Consider the following 22,143-nt stretch of genomic DNA (forward strand, 5'->3'; position numbering starts at 1 on the left):
TTCAGATGTGTCCCAACCTGAAGATTTGGGTAAAGATTCAATTCTCCTCGATTAATCGTTTATAAACTGTTAATTTCCGGCTGTATGACAAAAATATTGTATATCTCACCGGAAAACATAGTCGGTTTGCTCAGCACCTGGAAAAAGGCCCATGAAACGGTGGGGAACAGCTGCCGTTATGTGACCATGTTTCACACGATTTTGGATTTTCCGGAGGATATCTGTCTTGACCTTCCTTTAATTACCAATCAGAACTGGTATCTGAAAATTCGCAGGAAGCTCCAAACCCGCTGGTATCAACGGGATCCGGATGTGGAAAGGCCGGGGAATCCACCCTGGTGGACACCGGCCAACAAAGTTGAAGCCTTGTATTTCAAGATGCGTGACCGTCTGTGGCAGAGACGAATTGAAAAAGCCATCCGGCTTCACGGGCTGGAAGATTTTGACATCTACCATTTTGAATGGGGATTGGATCTTTACCGGGATTGCCGTTTCGCCGAGCGTCTGAAAAGGGCCGGAAAACACATTGTGACCCACTATCATGGCATAGATTTAAGAAACCGGGGGGTCCTGCCCAAAATGGATGAATTAAGCGACCTTGTTTTGACCAATGAACTGGATCTCCTTCCCCGTTATCCCGGGATGAAATATCTTTTCTTACCCTACGACACGGAACAATTTCATCAGAAAGAAAGTGTAAATACGCCTCTCCGAATCCTTCACATGACCATGAACCGGTATTTCAAGGGAACGGAGCGCATTATTGAAGTCTGCAGACAACTTGAAAAAGATTTCAATGTGGAATTCATTCTACTGGAAAGAGTTCCCCACGATCAGGCCATGGCAATTAAGGCGACATGCGATATCAATATAGACCAGATTTCCAATACCGGGGGATGGGGATACGGCATGAACTCCGTAGAGTCCCTCAGTATGGGAATCTGCACCTGTACCAATATGCTGCCGGAGTATGAAGCTTTTATTCCCGATCATCCTTTTGTGAATATCAACAGCGAAAACCTTTATGAACAATTGGCAGATCTTATTCGAAATCCGGAAAAAATCCTGAAAAAGGGTGCGGAGGGAAAAGCCTGGGTCCGTAAAACACACGGTGTAAACAGCGTCAGGGAAAAACTGTATCAATATTACCGGGAAGCCGGTTTTATCGGAGATTGATCATGCGCATTGCTTTCAACATGGTAAGTCTGCACACGGGTGGCGGGAACAGAATTGCCAAAAATCTGCTTCTGAGTCTTGAAAACCACCCCGAACATGATTACCTGATTATCATTCCGGCAGACAAAGGTTTTGATTATATCCTGGAAAGAAGTCATATCCCTTTTACCGTCATCCGGAAACCACATCGGAAAACATCTTTCCTCAGTCGCCTTTGGTTTGACAATATCCTGCTTCCCCGGTACATCCGATCATTCAAAGCAGATGTACTGATCAGCCTGACCAATATCAGCACTTTTTTCCCGCCAGTACCCCATCTCCTCCTTTTCCACCATCCTCACTTTGTTTATCCTGAATCGGCTTACTACCGCATGATCGGAAAGGCGGAAAAATTCCGGAAAATCCTGGAAAAAATCTGTTTCCGGATGACCCTGAGAGGATCAGCAATGACCGTGGTACAAACACCGGTTTCAAAAGACAGACTGATTAAATACCATGCACGATACATCAAACCCGAAGCAGTTCACGTGATTCCCCACTCAGCCATACCCATCACACCGGAACCGGCACGCTCATTTCCCTATCCCTATGAAAAAGATACACTCTACCTGTTCAGTCCTACCCGATATTACCCTCATAAAAATCTTGAATTGCTGGAAAAGATTGCCCACAATTTGTTTAAAATAAACGTTTCAAAGGTCAAATTTTTAATAACACTCGACCCGTCCCATGATGTACGCGGGGCACGTTTTTTGAAAAAAATCTCCCAGGCTCCCGTTTCAGAATACTTTGATAATCTTGGCTTTGTTCCCACGGAATGCCTGGAGGATATTTATCACCACAGCCAGGCAGTGATCGTCCAATCCATTCTGGAAAGTCAGAGTTTTTCCTATCTGGAAGCTTTGCATTTTCACAAACCCATTCTGACGACGGACATGGATTTTGCCCATGTGGTATGTGGCTCTGCTGCCCGTTATTTTTCACCGGATAAACCGGAAGATTGGGCGAATTTTATAGCCGAACTGAAAAAAAATCCTCAAAAACTGGAAGAGATGAAACAAGCTTCTGCAGCACGTGCAGTAAAATATTTGGTTACATCTGAGCAGGTTTGCCAGGCTTATCTTAAACTCGCGGAAAAAATATCTCTCCCATCAATAAAGACCAAAACATAATTTAAAATTTACAAGTTAAGATTGAAGGACAGTGATTATTACAGAATTTAAAAACATAATACTTTAAAATTTTTCTCATTGGTCCTTGTTATGAAAAGAATATAAAAAGAGGCAGCATAAAAAAAAGAGGGCGACAATTGTCGCCCTCCAAACAAATCAGTACTCAGTACTCAATACTCAGCACTTATAACTCTATTAATACATTCCTCCGCCCATGCCGCCTGGCATCTGGGGAGGTGTATCTTCTTTTTCTTCTTTCTTATCCACGACAACTGCTTCGGTAGTCAGCAGGAGCCCGGCGATGGATGCAGCATTCTGAACAGCAGTCCGTGCTACTTTAGCCGGATCCACGATACCGAACTTATACATAGAGCCATAGCGTTCCTCGCGGGCGTCAAAGCCGTAATCATCTTTATGTTCAAGAACGTCTTTAATCACAATCGCCGGCTCAAGTCCCGCATTTTTCACAATCTGGCGGATAGGATATTCCAATGCCCGGCGGACAATATCCACACCAACTTTTTCATCCGACCGTTCTGTTTTAACTTCGTCCAATGCTTTGGATGCGCGCAACAGAGCTACACCACCACCGGGAACGATTCCTTCTTCAGCGGCAGCACGGGTAGCATGGAGAGCATCTTCCACCAGCGCTTTCTTTTCCTTCATTTCCACTTCAGTAGCCGCACCGATATTCAACACCGCTACACCTCCGGAAAGTTTCGCCAGGCGTTCCTGGAGCTTTTCCCGGTCGTAATCAGATGTGGTTTTTTCAATCTGGGTCCGGATTTCATTGATGCGGGCCTGGATGTTTTCATGTTTTCCGGCACCCTCCACGATAGTTGTATTGTCTTTGTCAATGGTGATTCGTTTTGCACGTCCCAAATACTCCAGCGTGGCGTTTTCCAGTTTGTAACCCTGTTCTTCAGATATCACGGTTCCATTTGTCAGGATAGCAATGTCTTCCAGCATAGCTTTACGGCGGTCCCCAAAACCGGGAGCTTTGACTGCAGCCACTTTGAGGGTCCCGCGGAGTTTGTTCACGACCAGGGTTGCCAGGGCTTCCCCTTCCACATCTTCAGCAATAATCAGCAAAGGACTTCCAGTCTGGGATGTTTTCTCCAGAATGGGGAGAAAATCTTTCATGGCTGAAATCTTTTTATCATGAATCAGGATGAATGCATCTTCCAGAACCACTTCCATACTTTCAGAATCGGTAACAAAGTAAGGAGAGATGTATCCCCGGTCAAACTGCATTCCTTCCACCAGATCCACGGAAGTGAGGGCGCTCTTTGCCTCTTCAACGGTGATCACACCATCCGTTCCCACTTTACTCATGGCTTCGGCGATAATATCACCAATGGGCTTTTCAATAATCTCTTCCTTGTCTGCTGTTTTTTTCAATATGCGAACCCGGTTGTTATTGGCCGAAATGGTTCCTACCTGAGCAATTTTTTCGAAGGAGTCATCCACCTTCTGACTCATTTTTTCCAGCTCTTCAACAACCTTTGCTGCTGCCAGATCAATACCACGTTTCAATTCCATGGGATTGGCTCCGGCAGTGACATTCTTCAGGCCTTCGTCGATGATTGCCTGGGCCAGGACTGTTGCTGTTGTGGTTCCGTCACCCGCCACATCGGAGGTTTTGGAAGCCACCTCCTTCACCATCTGGGCACCCATATTCTCAATATTGTCTTCCAGCTCAATTTCCTTGGCGACGGATACACCATCTTTGGTGACAGTTGGCGCACCAAAACTTTTCTGCAGTACAACGTTCCGGCCTTTTGGACCCAGCGTGACTTTTACCGCATTCGCTAAAATATCAACACCGGCTTTTAACTTTGCCCGTGCCTCGACATCGTACTCAATGATTTTTGACATCTACTCGTTCCTCCTCATTTTAATTCGTAGGTTTTCCCGAATGATTAGTGCTTAAGCCCTTTTTTTGTTACATTTGGTTTTGACAGACCGAATTTCTTCTTCTTTTTTTTCATTTTTTAGCACTCTTATCATTCGAGTGCTAATTTTACGAAAATAAAAAAAAAAGTTTCAAGCATTTTCCTAAATTTTTCCTAAAAGACATAAAAAATATCCTTAAGTTCATTTTTGAACACTTGTCAGTATATCAAAAAAGGTGTAACAACCATCAGAGGAGTTTTTCCAATGATCAGACAGTTAAACAAACCGGCACTTATTTATAAAGAAGAAACCATTTTATATTCCGAGCTCATGGGACGGATCGGAGCTGTTTCGCAACGACTTGCTGAGATAAATCCTGAAAAGGTTGTGATTTTTATGGAAAACAGGCCGGAATGGATTTATGCTTTTTACGCCGCCTGGATGCACGGGAGCATTGCCGTACCCGTGGATTATTTATCCACCGCCGATGAAGTCCGGTATATCCTTGAAGATTGTGAGCCGGAAGTTCTTTTTTATAGTGATGAAACCCGTAAAACGGTGAATAAAGCGGTAAAAGGTTTAAAGAAACAACCGCAATTAATCCACGCAAAGGAAACCGTGGCAGAAACTCTTCCGGAAATACGGACATTTCCGGATCAGGATGGCGATAAAGTGGCCCTGCTGATTTATACTTCGGGCACTACAGGGTCTCCAAAAGGTGTGATGCTGACTTTTGATAATGTCTTAGCCAATATCGAAAGCGTTGCAGTAGGTATCCCCATTTACAAAGAAGAGGAATCCATTCTTGTCCTCTTACCCCTCCACCACACATTTCCCCTGATGGGAACTCTGATTGCCCCTCTCTATTCCGGAATGACCTGCGTTTTCAGTCCTTCGTTGAACAGTGAGGATATTTTGGAAACCCTTCAGAAAAACCGGGTAACCATGATTTTAGGGGTCCCCCGTTTTTATACCCTGCTGCATAAAGGTATCATGAACAAAATCAACAGCAGCGGTGTGGCAAAAAAAATCTTCGCCCTGGCAAAGAAGATTAAGTCTCCCAGTCTTTCCAGAAAACTCTTCAAGAAGGTTCACGAGCGTTTTGGAGGAAATATCAAATATCTTATCAGCGGTGGAGCAGCCCTTGATAAAAGCATTGATGAAGATTTCCGGGCATTGGGATTTGAAATCCTGAGCGGATACGGCATGACGGAATGCGGTCCCCTTATCAGTTTTCCTCATCCCGGAAAATCCAAACCGGGAACCACGGGTTTTGTGACCAGCACCCTGACATTGAAGATCACAGAAGATAATGAGATCATAGTTCGGGGCCGGAATGTCATGAAAGGGTACTATAAAAATCCGGAAGCAACTGCAAAGGTCATCCGGGATGGATGGCTTCACACCGGAGATATGGGGCATGTGGACAAAAAAGGATACTTATACATTACAGGCAGACTGAAAGAAATTATTGTCTTACCCAATGGAAAAAACATTAATCCGGAGGTTATTGAAAAGAAAATTCTGGAAGCCTCTGACCTGATTAAAGATGTGGGTGTTTTTATGGCGGATGACAAGCTGCAGGCCGTGATATATCCGGATTTTGAGCGCCTGAAGAATGTTAATGCCGTAAATATTGAAGAGCAGATTCGATGGGAAGCCATTGATCTGTATAACAGGAATGCATCTCCGGCTAAACGCATCAGTGGTTTCACCATCATTCAGGAAGAAATTCCCCGCACCCGTCTGGGTAAAATTAAGCGTTTCGTTCTTGAATCCCTGGCCAAAGCCCGGAAAACTCTTGAGAGGAAGCCGGAGGGTGAGGAACCGGATTTTCACGAGTACCAGCTTGTCAAAGAGTTTTTAATGCAACAGAAAGAACGCCGGGACATCTATCCCGGAGACCATCTGGAGCTGGATCTGGGAATGGATTCATTGGATAAGGTCAGCCTCCAAGCCTGGATAAAAAACACTTTTGGAGTGGATATTCAGGAAGACCGCCTTGTTCGTCTTCCTACTGTTAAACAACTTTCGGATTACATACGAGAAAAGCGAACCCGTATAAACACCCGGACAACGGACTGGGGACATATTCTCCGGGAAAAAGTGGATTTAACCCTCCCGAAAACAGGTTCCACCCACGGAATTATCCGGAACTCGGCAAACTTGCTTTTTAAATTTTATTTTCACCTTCATGCATCCGGAATAGAAAATCTGCCCGACCCTCCCTTTATTATTGCTCCCAATCACCAGAGTTTTCTGGACGGGATGTTTGTCAGTGTCTTTCTTTCCGATTACATTTCCCGGAAAACTTATTTTTATGCCACGGAAAAGCATGTCCGCAAGAATTGGGTTAAGAAACTGGCCGATACAAACAATATCATTGTGGTGGATATCAACAAAGATCTGAAAGGATCCATCCAAAAAATGGCGGAAGTTATTCGTCAGGGTAATAATATCATTATCTTTCCTGAAGGAGCCCGTACCCGGGACGGGAAACTGATGGAATTCAAGAAAACCTTTGCCATCCTCGCCTGTGAAATGGGGGTCCCGGTCGTTCCCGTGGCAATCAGCGGAGCCTACGAAGCTTTTCCAACCGGTACAAAAATTCCAAAATTGTTTAAGGAAATCCATGTGGATTTTCTCCCGCCGATATATCCCGAAAATTATAAATATGACGAATTGGCCCAAACGGTGAAAAATAAAATTGCCGATGCATTAAAATCCTGATGTCGTTTAAATATACCTGCGTTTCCGGATAATCTCATTCGGTCATATCCCGGGTCAGTGTTTTAAACATAAAAATCCGGACAGACAGGAGAGTCGCTGTCAGGAGCAGAATAAATCGCAATAATTCATGTTATACAACATAAAAGACTGAATAAGTAACAGTTGCCCGGATAAGAGAGAGGAAAATCACTTTGGCTCGTAAACTGATAGCCTGGTGCTACATGTAATTCCGGAGGTATGCACTATCTATCAACTACAAAAAATACAAATGTCGCGTACTCCTGAGGGAACAGGCTGCGGCCAGATCCCATGTGATAAGCAATATTTTACGGATATCTTATGATGCCATAATGAACTGCTTTTTTACAGAGAATGAAATTGCAATGCTGTTCCTTTAAAGAGCAATGCCTGATATATAAAATGACGAAGCCATTTCACGTGACATCTTAATCAATAATTTTTAATATATTAAACTATTGATTTTGTCAGTCTGGGAAATTATATTTAGACTCAGTTAATAACGCAGTATAATACATTTCACGCCCATGACAAGACGAAAATATGATGAAGGCCCGATTCAAGTACCCATTTATTATTATGCTATCTTTTATAAAAAGGAGTATCGATGGATGAATTAATCATTGGAACTCGGGGTGACCGTCTGTCCATCTGGCAGGCAAATCACATCAAGCAGCTCTTAAAGGATCATTATCCTGAATTGAATATCCGGATGAAGATCATCAAGACGCGTGGAGACCAGTTAAGTGAATATCCTTTATCCAATCTTGACCGCAGGGGTTTATTTACAGCCGAACTTGAGCAGCAGTTATTGAATGATCAGATTCAGATGGCGGTACACAATGCACTGAACATCGACATTTCCCTGGCGCCGGGACTCATCCTGGCCGGATATCCCAAACGTCAGTCTGCCGAGGAAGCTTTCGTCAGCTACAAATGGTCCGACCTGGAAGAGCTTCCCGCTTCGCCTGTCATTGCTACAAGCAATATCCTCCGCCGAATCCAATTCCATGAAAAATATCCCAAAACCCGTTTTGTTGGTTTACAGGGACATTTCAACTCCCGGATTTTTAAATTAAAAAACCAGAAATGGGACGGATTGATTACAGAGTATGTGAATATTGAGCGAACAACTGTTCAAAAGATTCACGTGGTTACCTTTGATGTGGAATCCTTTGTTCCTTCGATCGGACAGGGAGCCATTGGCATTGAAATCTCCAGCTATAACGACAAAATCCGTGAACTGCTGGAACCTATCCTTGATACGGAGACCAATACCTGTGTAAGCCTGGAACGGAAAATCTACCGGGATTTATACCGGTTAAACGACCGGCTGATCATCGGAGCCAATGTCCGGATGGAAGATAAAGACATGAAAATGGTGGTTTTTGTTGCTTCTCCGGAAGGGGAACATTCATTGAAAAAAACTGAAAAGGGGAACCCGGAAGAAGCAGAAAAAATGATCACAGATCTGGTGGACTCATTTAAAAGCGAAAAGGTTACAGACTGGTAAATCACTGAAACAAAACACAAGCATACAAAAAAGGGCTTCAATTGAAGCCCTTTTTCGTCATGACTCTTATTAACCGCTAGAAAGGAAAAACCTCTGGCAGCTTATATTCCACTCCAAGGCGGACATCCAGCCATTCCATGGTGCCGTCGGCATCTTTGGAAGGACCGGTCAAAATTTCATGACCGCCCAGTTTTACAACAACTCCCAGATTTTCAACCACATCATTCAGATCATATCCTGCCACTACGGCACCATTGATACCGGCACCGGCATAGCTGTCTGTCCGGGTTAAAAAGTAACCGCCTACACCCAGTTCAACAGCCAATTTCATATTGGCAGGCATAAATTTGGACATATCCAGGCCGCCGTAGGGGGCTACAACAATACCACTCAGGTCATCGCCCACATCTGCAGCAGCCATAAAATAACCCAGATTCAAGCCGGCATACACACAAAGGTCCTGAATATTCACCAGTTTAGGAATCTGTGCATTCAAGGATACAGGAATACCCATACCAAACACGTCTTTAATATTCTGCCCAAAAGGAATCATGGCTCCGCCATTCAAGCCCAAAACCAGGTCATGGCCCATATTGCCCCCAACCTCTTCTTCAACAGCTTCTACAACCTCTTCAACTTCTTCAGCAACTACATCCTGTGCTGATAGCAGTGTAAAGGATGCAAAAAGCACACCAAGTAAAACTACGAGCATTCGTTTCATTTTATATACACCTCCAACTTTGATTTGCTACTTTTCATGATTTTTTACCATGATTCATAGAAACATATTGAATATTAAGAGTTCAGTCAACAGAAAATTTATATTTATGCTTCTTTTTTCCATCTTTTCTGTGATTTAAATCAAATCAGAGGGTCATTTCACACATGAATGACCGGGCAGACATCATCTCACAGGAAAAAATGGCCTGGGTTATTTTATTAATTTTTGTTTCGCCGGCTACAGGCTTTGCTAACGCGGCAAATTTGTTTTTCAGATCCTGTACCGTCATGGGTTCCCGGGGATCCCCTTTGGGATACTCCAGGTATTGCTCAAAGACACGTCCGTCCTTCAGGGTAATCCGGACTTTAGACGGTTGTTTCGCAGGGAACATCTTCTCAAATTCAACCGAGGCTTCACCTTTGATTTTGTCAATCACTTCCCACAATCTTGGATCTTTCAATTTTTCGTCAGAAAAACTCTCTGTTGTGATTTTTTTATCGATTAAAGCCCTGGCTATGCAGTACGGCAGGCTGTGATCTGCCGTTTCCCTGCTTTCCGGTCTGTATTTATGGGGGTCAAACAAAATATCGCAGGCTCTGGCAATCGTTGTGATAACCACATCACTGATTCGGTCATAAGAAATATCATTTTCAGTGACAATTTTAATCGCGGCAGATAAGTGGGTATGGGTCAGCGCTTCGGTTGGAAAGGCTTTCATGCTGCATTCCATAATCCGGTAAGATTCCCCCAGCCCTTCCGTCAGAACTGCATCATCCCAGGAAGGTCCGTACACATCCCGAAAACCTTCTTTCCCTTCGAAGATAGCTTCAGTACCCGTATACCCTTTTTGAGCCATCAGGGCGGCAAACACGCCCGATTGCACAGCCATGGGATCAACCGTATTCTTCATCATCGTCAGTTTTCCTGCAGTCGGACATCCGATGGTATGGTTGTGACATGCATTAATCCCAATGGCATGTACCATCTGATCCTCGGTGAGTCCCAGAATTTTTCCTGCTACAACAGGTGATACGAGCTGAGTCAGTGTGGCATGGTGCCATTTCCGTTCACGGACTCCCGGTTTTGCCCACTCACACAGGCGTTGCTCAAACTCATAGGCCAGGATAATGGCAACAATAACATCCTGCATTGAAGCATCTACTTTTTCCGCCAATCCCAAGGCTGCCGGGATCAGATCTGAGGGGTGGGACGGATCTTCTTTCCAGTATATGTCATTGAAATCCAGGGCCCGGATCATGAGTGAGTTGAGCAATGTACTATTGACAGCCGGCAGCTTATCCCCAAACCCCAATACCGTCGATTCGGGTTCTCCTTCCATCTCAAGAAAAAGATCCCGTATGATATTTACATCACGTGTTTTCATGCTGCCAAGGGCACATCCCACAGAATCATAAATAAACCGTTTGGCCTGCCCGACCACTTCTTCCGGAAGGTCTTCATACTTAAGGTTTACTGCAAAGCGTGCAATCCTGCGACTGATCACGTCGGTCATAGAAAATACCCCTTCTTTTTAGTCTTTAATTAACGTTTCTGTAAAAAATCCAGAGTCCCATACCGTTCTATCACACCAGGCGGTAAAAGAAATGCTTCAATTTCCTGATCCCGTTTTAAAACATCCACGGCAGGCCGGGTTGTATACAAGGGGGAAGCCGGCAGATTTCCAGTCAGGATTTTCTGAAGTAAATCCGTATCACCACCAACCACAACAACAACCATCCTATGGAGATCTATGGCATTCTTTATCATTTCCCGTCCCGTACGATAATCCGTGGAATCCAGCCATTGAATGGCTGAAGCCGGAAAATCATCAAGTCCATAATATGCATAATCCTGGGAAAAACTCAGGTAATCCGCCTGGTTTCGGGCATATAAATTGATATATGATTTGAGAAATTCCTTCGTTTGACAGTAAGCAAGGCTGTCCAAACCTTTCTCCTGGAAGGTTTTCAGATCATTGAGGACCAATCGGAGTGCAAAGGGGACATTCTGATTTTTCAGGGGACGAATCCAAATACTGAAATACTGATACATGCGGGGATGTCCCGGCTGGGGAAATACTGAGTAATGATTCTGAACGAAGTGCTCGCCATAGGCATAATCCCCGTAATTAAATCCCCGTTTGACACGCAGTTCTTTCATCAAATGCCCGTAAAAGGTCCTGTGTTCTCCCAAATGGGAGCTAAAAATCCAGAAAGGATAAAATTCCCTGTCGGAACGGTTAAAAGGCAGAAGCCATCCAAGAGAAACAGCCGAAACATCCGATCCGTTATCGATAAGAATATAGTGGATTGTATCAGGGAGGACAGGCCGGGGGAGTTCAGGTACGGGCGGATGAGTCCGGGGATGAAATCCCGAAAGGATTTCAATCAATCTATCCTGCTGATCAGGGTTGATTGGTCCGGAAACGGCGATTTGCATATTGTTCACGGAAAATGACCGTTCCCACCACGTTTTCAAATCCTCTCCGGAAAGTTTCTTCAGGGTGTAAGGATAACCGCCAGGCAAGCCGGCATAAGGATGCCCGCTGAAAAGCTTTTCCACCAACACATCTTTCGAAAAATCCTCACTCCGGTACAGTATTTTATTTTCCAGTCGCTCTTTTTCCTGACGGATGAGAAGACCCACCTCATGTTCCGCAAACGCCGGAAAACGAAACCGTTGTTCAAGCAGTGAAAGCCATGCATCCACATGATCCTTGTGCAAACGGAAAAGAAAGGTTGATACATCAGTATCTACAATGATCTGTTCCGAAATGGCCCGTTCGTTTATTTCTTTCAGAATCTCGCTTCTGGGAGTCTGTTTTGTAGAATGTTCCAGTACCGACATCATGGTCAGGCGTGAAATGCCCTTTTTATCCTCAGGCTCTATGGCTGAACCGGTGTCAAAACGGAGACTGATGGATACCACCGGACTGTTTTCATGGGGGATATATGTATACCACGCCGGTATTTCCCGGGCACAGCCGGCAATCAGGATAAGGAATAACCCGGAGAGCAGGATTTTTTTTACCGAGCGAACATCCATAATTCGGATTGGTTCCTCCGTGTCAGATAGTTTTCTTTGAACTGGCGGACATCCAGAATTTCAAGTCGTTCAAGAGCCAGAAAATAGTGGTTAATTTCCTGTGGATCCCCTTTGATATGTGCATAACCGGTTAGCACCCCCAGAATAGAAGCAGGCGAACTTAATTGCATGTGGGTCCTGTAGAACTGCCTTTTTTTCAGGCTTTCGAGTTCTCCGGCTTTCAAAGTATACCGGCTGTCCTGAAAAATGCCGAGAATATAGTCACCCACGGCAGCACCCACACCTTCTTCGGTCAGCACGAGATCCAGGGAAATCCAATAGGGATCAACAGTGAAGGGCACACTGTAACTCCCCGAGGAAATCCACTTTTTCTCATCCCTGAGTTTAATCATCAGGGGGGAATTGTCGGAAAAATAGTGTTCAGCCAAAATCCGGGCTGCAATGTGGGCCAGACGATCCTGTGAATAGCCGGGAATTTTCCAGGCGATTTTTACTCTCGGAGCAGGGATGGATGCATCATACAGGGTGTCCTGACAACTGACGGGTGTCAGGGAAGCCCTGACTGATGGAAGGGGTGCAGATTCATAAGCCCATCCGGAAAAAAGATCTCCGGCTTTAGACAGAACATCACCCGGTCTGTCAATTTTTCCGGCAATGAACATGATGGTTTTATCCGGCCTGTATTCCTTCTTATAGAAATCCCGGATATATTCAAACTCATCCGGCATATTCATCACATCTTCCCGATATCCGATCACCGAATGTTCATAGGCATGTCCCTGAAACATGCAGGCCTGCAGAGCATTATCCATACGATTATTCGGATATTTTTCGGATATATTGAATTCACCGATGACGGCACCGGTTTCAGCTTTAAAATCCTCCTTTTTCAGGGAGAGCCGCATCAAGCGATCTGCTTCAAGAGCCAGGACATCTTCCCAGCCGGCCGGATCGCAACTGACAGTATAACATGTATAATCCATGGATGTATAAGCGTTACTGTCCCCACCGTACCGATACAAAATATTCACCCGGTCTTCAGTAGAATAATTTTCCGATCCCCGGAACATCATGTGTTCCAGCAGGTGGGCATATCCGGTATATCCTTTATCTGTTTCATTCCTTGATCCGGTTCGAATCAGGGTGGCAAAACTCACCGTGTGTGCATCCCGGATGGGAATCACAACAATCCGCATTTGATTCGGCAACTGTTTTTCATACATAAGATAGGGGAAAAAAGTGGCATTCAACGGCAAGACCGTGAAACAGAGTCCAAAAAGAATTGCTATGCTTAGTTTGCAGTTTTTTTTCATCAATTGAAAAATACAAGCTGTTAAAATAAAAAGAAAGATTTTCCGGTATTAAAAGGGACGGTTAGATCCCTTTTTTGGAAAACTTTGGATTGAGTTGCCGGGCAATAATCTGCCGTTTGAGATTGGCAATATTCGCCGTGGGGTCCACATTTTTAGGACACACCGTCTGACAGTTAAAAAGAGTATGGCAGCGAAAAACACCGTGTTCATCGCAAACCAGTGCCAGCCGTTGTTCATCGGCCTTATCCCGTGAATCCATTAAAAAACGGTTTGCCTTGGCCAGAGCTGCCGGCCCGAGATATTCATCATCATACCCATTGACGGCACAGGAGGCATAACAGGCACCGCAGAGAATGCAATCTACTATATAATCAAGATAAGCGCGTTCATCCTGTGTCTGAATCCGTTCCGCCCCCTCATCGGGATCTCCGGGGATCAAATAGGGTTTTATGGCCTTGAGCTTTTCAAAAAAAGGTGTCATATCCACAACCAGATCCCGAATGATGTCCATGTGCGCCATGGGACGAATCGTTATGGAAGAACCTAAATGGCTCACCTGTGTTTCACAGGCCAGGCGGTATTTCCCGTTGATATGCATGGCACAGGATCCACAGATACCTTCCCGGCAGGATGAACGGTAAGCCAGGGAACCGTCCAGATTCTCCTGAATATAGTTCAAAGCCTGCAGAACCGTCATACCCGGGCGGCAGGGGACTTTAAATGTATCAAAACGGTGTTTTTTGTCCGTTTGCGGGTTAAAACGAAATATTTTAAATATCTTTGAATCAGCCATGCTTATCTCCGGTAAGATCTACTAATAATGACGTTTTTTTGCTTTATACAGGGATAAGTCCACAGAGGAATAACCAAGGTGCACCGTCCCGTCTTTCCAGCTTGCAATGGTATGTTTCATCCAATTTTTATCATCCCGCATGGGATAGTCGGTCCGGAACTGTGCACCGCGGCTTTCCTGACGGTTGATAGCGCCACGGAGAATCACTTCTGCCAGATCCAGGCTTCCTTTAAGCTGTAGTGCCCATAACAAATCAAAGTTGGCAATCCGTCCGCTGCTGTTCAAACCGATATGCCGATATCTTTCCTTGAGTTCTTTTACTTTTTCCAATGAAGCGTTCATCGTCCGGGCTTCCCGGAAAATGCCGGCGCCGGAATCCATTGCTTCGCCCAGTTCATGCTTGATGGCGGAATGTTTTTCTTTTCCTTTGGATTTAAGAAGCTGTTCTATTTTATCTTCTTCTTCCCTGAGAATTTGATTCAGGAAACTTACCGGGACATCCTCTCCGCCCCCGTCTTTGAAATAAGCGGAAGCATACTCGCCGGCAATTTTCCCGAAAACGACTGTTTCCAGGAGTGAATTTCCTCCCAGGCGGTTTGATCCATGCACACTGACACATGCGCATTCACCTGCAGCAAAAAATCCCTTGATTTTCGATTCGGTGTTGAGATTTACATCCAGCCCGCCCATGGTATAATGCTGTCCCGGTGCGACGGGAATGGGTTCGTCAATAGGATCCACGCCGGCAAAATGGATGGCATGCATACGAATACCCGGAAGCCTTTCGAGAATTTTCTTTTTCCCCAGGTGCCGGAGATCCAGGTGAATATATTTCCCTTCAACACCCCGGCCTGCCAGAATTTCACGCTGCATATTCCGGGCAACAATATCCCTGGGTGCCATTTCCATGGCCTTTGCCGAATCCTCGTAGTTCGCCAGAAAACGTTCTTTCTTGTTGTTCAGGAGAAAGCCTCCCTCTCCCCTGGCGCCTTCGGTTATAAGTACATTATTGGTGTAGAGTTCAGTGGGATGAAATTGAATAAATTCCATATCTTTAAGGGGAACACCCTCATAAAAGGGGACACACATTCCCCAGCCTGTATTGATGTAAGCATTGCTGGTCCGACCGAAGACGCGTCCAGATCCACCTGTAGCCCAGATCACGGCCTGACCGGCAAATATTTCAAATTCACCGGTATTAATATTCAGGGCAATCACACCCTTTGCCGTGCCGTTATGCACAATCAAACGGGTAACAAACCACTCATCAAAAATCTGCATATCCGCCCGTTCACTGGCGGCTTCAAACTTCAATGCCTGTTCATAAAGGGTATGAAGAAGCACGTGCCCGGTTTTATCCGTTGCATAACAGGTCCGGGGAAAACCAGCTCCTCCAAAAGGTCTTTGAGCGATACGCCCGTCTTCCGTACGGCTGAAAGGTGCCCCCCAGTGTTCCAGCTCGTATATCCGTTCAATACCCTCAGTGGTCATTTTCAATACGGCTTTCTGATCGGCCAGATAATCACTGCCTTTGATTGTGTCGAAAGCATGGAGCTCGGGGCTGTCAAACTTTCCGCGGGGATGATTGCTCAAAGCGGCGTTGATTCCTCCCTGGGCTGCCACACTATGGGAGCGAACCGGGTGGACTTTCGTCACCACGGCAACTTTCACGTTATGACGATTCAATTCTAAAGCCGCCCGTAATCCTGCCAATCCGGCTCCAACCACAATAACATCAGATGTAATCATAACTCAGCTTCCTCCAAACAGGACTTTCAATTCGGGAATAAAACGAAAAAGGGAAGCCAGTGCAATCGCACCGCTAAATATAAACACCCAGAGAATTAACACTTTTTGTTTATGGGAAAAACGAAGAAAATCTGTAACTGTAATACGGATCCCGTTGAACATGTGCCATAAAACGGCCAGAAGCAGAAAGTATTCCAGTACATGCCCGACTGGTGTATTATATCCTTCCATCATTTGGTTAAAGGAATCACCGCCTTCCAGGGAATGCCCCACACTGTAGATGTGTAAAATAATATAAAGGACCAAGGCCAGACCCGTAATCCGATGGAAGACAAAGGCAAGCATGCCCCAATTGAAATTCAGTATCCACTCTTTCAGAAAACCCGGTTTCCGGTTGGGCATCATACACCTCCCTGCCGTGTAAAGGGTAAGATGGCCAGTATACCGTAAAAGACAATGACGGCACCTGCAATGGTTAATGTCCAGGCGATGATTTTTTTCAATACCGGCCGGGGATTATAATCGCTGATTACATTGTACAATCCGTTGAAAGCGTGATAAATGACGGCTGTTAACAACACAATATCAAAAAAAACCCAACCGGGCGATAAGAGTCTGTCCTGAACTTTTTCAAAAGTGACCGGTCTTTCTATGGCAAAATGCAATACCCAGAAATGAATAAAGAGTCCTGCCACCAGAATCATGGCGGAGATTCTTTGCATGTACCAGTGAAAAGCCGGACTGATGTTTCGAATGAGTTTCCCCACGATTTTTCCCCTTTTTGATAGCCGGTTCCAACTTTGTTTAGCTGTTTATAAAGTACAAAGTTTCTCAGAAAGAATCATGGAAAAGCTCTTTAATACTGAAAAAACATAAAGCAAGAATCTATATCAGAATATTTGGAAACATGCTTAATTCTGGTTTATCAGCGTTTTAAGGCGATTCAGGAAGTCGTCGGGTTTTTCATAACCCAGGAGCCGGAAATCCCGGAGCTCACGTCCGTCGGGATCCAGAAACACGACAGTGGGAAATCCTTTGATATCATACGCTTCAATGAGATTTTCACCCCCGCGCGTGAGATCGACCTTGACAACGGTAAAACCATTTAACACCTCAACGACCCCTGGATGCCGGAATGTAATGGCATCCAGCTCTTTACAGGGAATACAACTATCCGAATAAAAATCGATCATCACATAGCGATCCTCTTCGTCGGCCTGTGCCAGGACAGTATCCGTGTAAGGCTGCCAGTCCGGAATTGTTTGTGCACCTGCATCCGGTTTAATCATCCATGTACCCGTCATAACAGCTATCAGGCTAAGAATCAACTTGATTTTCCGGAACCCGGTAGATGTTTCGCCTGCCTGGTTAAATACTGCATAATAAATCCCTGCCAGAATCAGGTACAACGGCAGCAGAATCCGGGAAAAGGGCGGGTTCAGCAGGGGATGAATAAACCAGATCGCCATACCGATCAGAACCAGACCAAAAAAGATGCGAACACCATTCAGCCATTCTCCGGACCGGGGAAGGGCGTCCAGTTTTGCCGAAAACATGGCCAGGAAGATATAGGGAATCCCCAGGCCAAGAGACATGGTAAAAAAGAGGAGGAATCCGGTAAGGGCACTGCCTGAAGCTGCCACATAGGTGAGCAGGCTAATCACAAAAGGACCGATACATGGAGCAGCAACAATACCCATGGTGAGTCCCATCATCAGAGAACCTGCATAACCGGATCGGCTTCCGCCTCCCAGCCGGGTCAAAGCATAGGGCAGCCGGAATTCATAAAAACCAAACATGCTCAACGAGAGAACCAGCATCAGCAGTGCCAGCAGGATAAGGACAACAGGACTGGTCATCAGGGAACCGAACAGGCTTCCGGAAAGGGCCGCAGCAGTCCCCAGAACCGAGTAGGTAACAGCCATACCCAATACATAGAGAAGTGCCAGGATAAGAACATTTCCTTTTGCCTTCTGAGATCCGAAATAACTGATTGTCACCGGTATCAGCGGATATACACAGGGCGTCAGGTTCAAAGCCAGTCCACCTAAAAACACCAGGACCAATACCCAGAAAAAATTCCGCGAAGCAAGGGGATTAACTTTTCCGATTGCTTTAAAATCACTATCTGTCATAACAGATTCAGTTTCGGCAGTCCGTTTCCCGGTGTTTTGCACAGGTTCCGAATCCTTTGCAGCATCCTCTTTATTTGCCTGGGGTTGAACAGTTATTTCAGATTCAACAGGAATCGCCCTGCTCAGAACTTCGGGGTCCAGTGACACAGTAAATGTAGATTCCATGGGGATAAGGCACATTTCATTATCACAACCCTGGTAGGAAAGGGTTCCTGTCAGTGTGGTTTTGTTCGACAAAGGCTGCTTTTCTTTCAGGTGCAATCCAATGACAAGCGTCCCGTCATAAACAGAGCTTTTTCCACCCAGGGATTCAAGATTAACCAGGTGGGCTTCAGGGTACTGCACGCTCACTAATGAAAAATAAGGATTATCTTGCAAAGTCATACGGGCCGGGATGGAATAATTATCCAGAGGATCGTGGCTGTTAATATGCCAGCCTTGTTCAATCAAAAAATGAAGCGCCACAAAAGCCGTCCCATCCTCCTGCCCCGGATGCACCTCATGTTTCTGCAGGCGGACTAATTTATCCGGAACAGCTGAAAACAGCACTGTCGTGATGAATAAGAGAGGAAAAAATATGCGCAATACCCTTTTCATGAAAACCTCGTTTTTGGATTTTTTGTCAGTTTCCGGCAAAAAACGTTACAGAAAATATGGAGTCTCTTTTTGAGATTCATGTAAAAAGCATGTAGATTTCAAAAATATTGATCCACTAAAGAAAGGATACAAAATCATGACAGCAAAAAAAATGAAAGATCTGAACCTTATACAGTTTATGAACGAATCTCCCACGGCTTCCCATGCTGTGAATGAACTGAAAAAAATCGCAAAACAAAAAGGGTATCGGGAAATCCGGGAAGATGAGCGCTGGTCTCTGGAGCCCGGAGAAGGCTTTTATCTGATCCGTGAGGATACAGGATTTATTGCAGGTATGATAGGTAAAAAAGCGATTGAAAAACAACGATGGAATATTGCCGCGGCCCATACCGATTCCCCCGGTTTTCGTCTGAAGCCCAATGCGGTACATGTAAAACAGGGAACTGTTCTTCTGGGCGCCGAAGTCTATGGCGGCCCTTTGCTGTCCAGCTGGACGGACCGGGATTTATCCCTGGCAGGCAGAATTCTTTTGAGGGAGACATCAGGCAAAATAATCACCCGTTTATGGCGGTGTCAAAAACCGGTACTCCGTATACCCTCGGCAGCCATTCATTTGAATCGCCAGGTAAATGATGAGGGATTGAAACTAAATAAGCAGACTCAGCTTGTACCCCTTTTCAAAATGGATGATCCGAATCAGGTATTTGACGGACCGGCATTTATCCGCTGGCTTGGGCGGGAAATCGGGGAAGATCCCCGGTCCATCGTGGATTTCCAACTTGAGTTGTATGATACCCAACCTGCCCTGCTTGGCGGTCCTGATGAAGAATTTCTGCTCTCCGGGAGGATTGACAATCTGACCATGTGCTATGCAACCGCCCAGGCTCTGCCTGATACGGGGACAGTCCCTGAATACAATGCACTTGTCGTGTGTTTCGACAACGAAGAAACCGGATCTAAAACACTTAAAGGCGGAGATTCTTTTTTTCTGGGATCCATACTGGAACGTCTGGGGCTGAGTTGCGGCATGGATCGTGAATCCTTTTTGCGAAGTCTGTCGGAATCCATTCTTTTTTCAGCCGACGGCGTGCATGCCATTCACCCCAATTATGCCGAACTGTATGAACCGGCCCATCCGGTATACATGAACCGGGGACCGGCATTAAAAGTGAATGCCCAAAACCGTTATGCCACCTCATTGTATACATCCGCCCTCTTCAGGGAAATTGCCCGGGACGCCGGTGTGCCGGTCCAAACCTATGTCCACCGGTCCGACCTCCCTTGCGGTTCAACAATCGGCCCCCTGGTCTCTGCCCGGCTTGGCTTAAAAACCCTGGATGCCGGCATCGGTATGCTTTCCATGCATTCTGTCCGTGAAATGGCCGGCATTGATGATATCCACGGCATAACGGCAATTCTGTCAAAGTTTTTGATCTATAGCGGATGAACCAGATTGTCCCGCTTTTTCATTGTTCTTTTAATCAGAATAATTTAAATTATTTAAGTGGAATAACATCTATATAAAAAAGGGCTTATTATGAAAGGCAGAACTGTTATCATCATGAGTGCCATCCTATCTGCACTCTTTGTTTTCGGCTGTTCAGGCCCGAAAAACCTGACGGATGAGGCAGCACATGAAAAGATTGATGCTCTAACCAAGGATCTCGAACTGGTCAAGAGCAAAGTAGAAGGAATTGAGACCGGTCCCGGTACGCCCGTATCCCGGAGTGATCTGGAAACAGTAATCAAAGAAGTCAAAAAACTGAATTCTCAAATTGAAGCCTTGAATATCCGCCAGAATAGTCTGGCAGCAGAGCTGAAGCAGCTTAAATCGAGTGAAATGAACTTTCAGCAGAGTGCTGCTTTCATCGACAGTGTCAATTACAGCATTCTGGAAGACATCCAATACCTGAAAAACAAAATCAATGAATTAAAAGAAACGCTGAAGTCGGCGCCTGCTCCAGCCCTTGCCGCGGCAGCGGCTCATCCGGGGCGAAGGACATCCGAAGTCTTTAAAGAAGACTATGTGAGAAGCCTCAGTAATTTTCAGAATAAACAGTACGACAAAGCCATCGAAATGTTTTCAGATCTGTTGCGGACCAATCCGGATCATGAACTGGCAGACAATGCCCAGTACTGGCTTGCGGAAACGTATTATATGAAAGGCGACTACCAACGGGCACTTGTGGAATTTGAAAAAGTATTCACCTTCACACAAAAAGGAAAATATGACGACGCCCAGTTGAAATTGGGTTACTGTTATCTGAAACTGGGACAGAAAGAAAAAGCCAAAGAGGAATTTGAACGGCTTATTTCTCATTATCCCTACAGTGAATACTACCAAAAAGCACAGGAAATGTTAACACAATTACAATAAGAGTGATTATGACATTACGCATTTATGCCTCGACACGAAAAATAACGCCTTTCACCGAGTCTTCCCTGACCGGTGATTTCCTTCAGGCCGTATCAACCATCTACAATGAAAGCAAGATTGATATCCGCCTTTACATGCCAAAATACGGGTTTATTTCAGACAGAAAATATATCCTGCGGGAAGTGATCCGTCTCAAAGAAATTCCTGTCCCCTATAAAGACGGAGAAATTGTCCCCTCAGTGAAATCGGCGTTTATCCCCGAAACACGGGTTCAGGTTTACTTTTTGGTATACCCTGAATTATTTAAAAAAATCACTCGTCCCATCGCCGAATCACATGATTTGAGCCCGTATGAACAATGGGAAGGGTGCATTGCAATTTTTGACCATACGGCCATCCAAACACTGGAATACCTGTACTGGCAACCGGACATCATGCTCTGTTGCAATACAGAATCAGCCCTTATTCCCTATCTGCTAAAGAAGTCCTATCATGATAACGAATGGTACAAACCCACAAAACCCGTCCTTCTTTTAAGCCAGGATATGGTTTTTAAAGGCATCAGCAAAGAGATTCTTGACGAATACCACATCGATACAACGGATGAAGATTTGAGTGATCCGGTGGGATTATTGAAATCTGCCATTAAACATTCCCATGCCGTTATCCTGCTGGACCATCCTGAGATGTCGCACCTGGATGACATCCTTTCCGATGCTTCTGTTGACAAGCTGCTGAAACAAAAAGGGGAACAATATCTGAAGCTCTCCATAGAAAATCCTGATGAAAACACTTGGAATGAAATGGCGAAACAGGTATACAACTTTCTCGAAAGTATCTGATAATATTTTCAAAAACTCATGGTATATTCCCGGGTGGTTCTGAACACCCCCGGGATTTTTTTCAGG

General features: G+C 45.2%; 17 protein-coding genes. 7 read left to right on the forward strand and 10 right to left on the reverse strand.

From position 1 onward, the window contains the following. Nucleotides 1–84 precede the first annotated feature (84 nt). A complete protein-coding gene (locus J7K63_01250; protein ID MCD6233650.1) occupies nt 85–1,176 on the forward strand; it encodes a hypothetical protein in 1,092 nt (363 codons plus the stop codon). A 2-nt stretch (nt 1,177–1,178) separates the two neighbouring features. Next, nucleotides 1,179–2,348, forward strand: a complete 1,170-nt coding sequence (locus tag J7K63_01255; protein MCD6233651.1) for a glycosyltransferase — start codon at nt 1,179–1,181, stop codon at nt 2,346–2,348. 195 nt (nt 2,349–2,543) lie between these two features. Here J7K63_01255 and groL read toward each other — a convergent pair whose 3' ends face one another. Continuing rightward, a complete protein-coding gene (gene groL / locus J7K63_01260) occupies nt 2,544–4,226 on the reverse strand; it encodes a chaperonin GroEL (protein ID MCD6233652.1) in 1,683 nt (560 codons plus the stop codon). A gap of 282 nt (nt 4,227–4,508) precedes the next feature. Between groL and J7K63_01265 the strand changes: the two genes are divergently transcribed. Next, nucleotides 4,509–6,974 (forward strand): AMP-binding protein, encoded by a 2,466-nt coding sequence (locus J7K63_01265; GenBank protein ID MCD6233653.1) that lies wholly within the window; start codon nt 4,509–4,511, stop codon nt 6,972–6,974. Between the two features lie 625 nt (nt 6,975–7,599). Beyond that, nucleotides 7,600–8,505: a hydroxymethylbilane synthase gene (hemC, locus tag J7K63_01270; GenBank protein ID MCD6233654.1), complete on the forward strand. Its 906-nt coding sequence runs from the start codon at nt 7,600–7,602 to the stop codon at nt 8,503–8,505. Between the two features lie 76 nt (nt 8,506–8,581). Here hemC and J7K63_01275 read toward each other — a convergent pair whose 3' ends face one another. From J7K63_01275 to J7K63_01315, 9 genes are all read right to left on the reverse strand, one after another. Beyond that, nucleotides 8,582–9,226: a hypothetical protein gene (locus tag J7K63_01275; protein MCD6233655.1), complete on the reverse strand. Its 645-nt coding sequence runs from the start codon at nt 9,224–9,226 to the stop codon at nt 8,582–8,584. Nucleotides 9,227–9,371: 145 nt separating this feature from the next. Beyond that, complete coding sequence (locus tag J7K63_01280) at nt 9,372–10,739, reverse strand: MmgE/PrpD family protein (GenBank protein MCD6233656.1); 1,368 nt, start codon at nt 10,737–10,739, stop codon at nt 9,372–9,374. 29 nt (nt 10,740–10,768) lie between these two features. After that, nucleotides 10,769–12,271: an insulinase family protein gene (locus J7K63_01285; protein ID MCD6233657.1), complete on the reverse strand. Its 1,503-nt coding sequence runs from the start codon at nt 12,269–12,271 to the stop codon at nt 10,769–10,771. Continuing rightward, nucleotides 12,253–13,584, reverse strand: coding sequence for an insulinase family protein (locus tag J7K63_01290; GenBank protein ID MCD6233658.1), 1,332 nt, complete (start codon nt 13,582–13,584; stop codon nt 12,253–12,255). The genes J7K63_01285 and J7K63_01290 overlap by 19 nt, the downstream gene beginning before the upstream one ends. A gap of 61 nt (nt 13,585–13,645) precedes the next feature. Then, on the reverse strand, nt 13,646–14,377 hold the full coding sequence (locus tag J7K63_01295; GenBank protein MCD6233659.1) for a succinate dehydrogenase iron-sulfur subunit: 732 nt from the start codon (nt 14,375–14,377) through the stop codon (nt 13,646–13,648). A gap of 21 nt (nt 14,378–14,398) precedes the next feature. Beyond that, on the reverse strand, nt 14,399–16,126 hold the full coding sequence (locus J7K63_01300; GenBank protein MCD6233660.1) for an FAD-dependent oxidoreductase: 1,728 nt from the start codon (nt 16,124–16,126) through the stop codon (nt 14,399–14,401). A gap of 3 nt (nt 16,127–16,129) precedes the next feature. After that, nucleotides 16,130–16,528, reverse strand: coding sequence for a succinate dehydrogenase, cytochrome b556 subunit (sdhC, locus tag J7K63_01305; GenBank protein ID MCD6233661.1), 399 nt, complete (start codon nt 16,526–16,528; stop codon nt 16,130–16,132). Beyond that, the gene (gene sdhD, locus J7K63_01310; GenBank protein ID MCD6233662.1) at nt 16,528–16,893 is read right to left on the reverse strand and encodes a succinate dehydrogenase, hydrophobic membrane anchor protein; all 366 of its coding nucleotides are present in this window, start codon (nt 16,891–16,893) and stop codon (nt 16,528–16,530) included. The genes sdhC and sdhD overlap by 1 nt, the downstream gene beginning before the upstream one ends. A gap of 144 nt (nt 16,894–17,037) precedes the next feature. Further along, nucleotides 17,038–18,858, reverse strand: a complete 1,821-nt coding sequence (locus J7K63_01315; GenBank protein ID MCD6233663.1) for a thioredoxin family protein — start codon at nt 18,856–18,858, stop codon at nt 17,038–17,040. A gap of 136 nt (nt 18,859–18,994) precedes the next feature. Between J7K63_01315 and J7K63_01320 the strand changes: the two genes are divergently transcribed. The 3 genes from J7K63_01320 to J7K63_01330 all read left to right on the forward strand — a co-directional run bounded on the left by J7K63_01320 (nt 18,995) and on the right by J7K63_01330 (nt 22,077). Then, nucleotides 18,995–20,305 carry a M18 family aminopeptidase gene (locus J7K63_01320; GenBank protein ID MCD6233664.1) on the forward strand — a complete coding sequence of 437 codons (1,311 nt, stop codon included), beginning with the start codon at nt 18,995–18,997 and terminating at the stop codon, nt 20,303–20,305. Between the two features lie 90 nt (nt 20,306–20,395). After that, nucleotides 20,396–21,235: a tol-pal system protein YbgF gene (gene ybgF / locus J7K63_01325; GenBank protein MCD6233665.1), complete on the forward strand. Its 840-nt coding sequence runs from the start codon at nt 20,396–20,398 to the stop codon at nt 21,233–21,235. An 8-nt stretch (nt 21,236–21,243) separates the two neighbouring features. Next, nucleotides 21,244–22,077 carry a glycogen/starch synthase gene (locus J7K63_01330; protein ID MCD6233666.1) on the forward strand — a complete coding sequence of 278 codons (834 nt, stop codon included), beginning with the start codon at nt 21,244–21,246 and terminating at the stop codon, nt 22,075–22,077. Nucleotides 22,078–22,143 lie beyond the last annotated feature (66 nt).

The sequence above is a fragment of the Candidatus Neomarinimicrobiota bacterium genome (genome assembly GCA_021157965.1).
In the GTDB taxonomy this organism is placed as follows: domain Bacteria; phylum Fidelibacterota; class Fidelibacteria; order Fidelibacterales; family Fidelibacteraceae; genus Fidelibacter.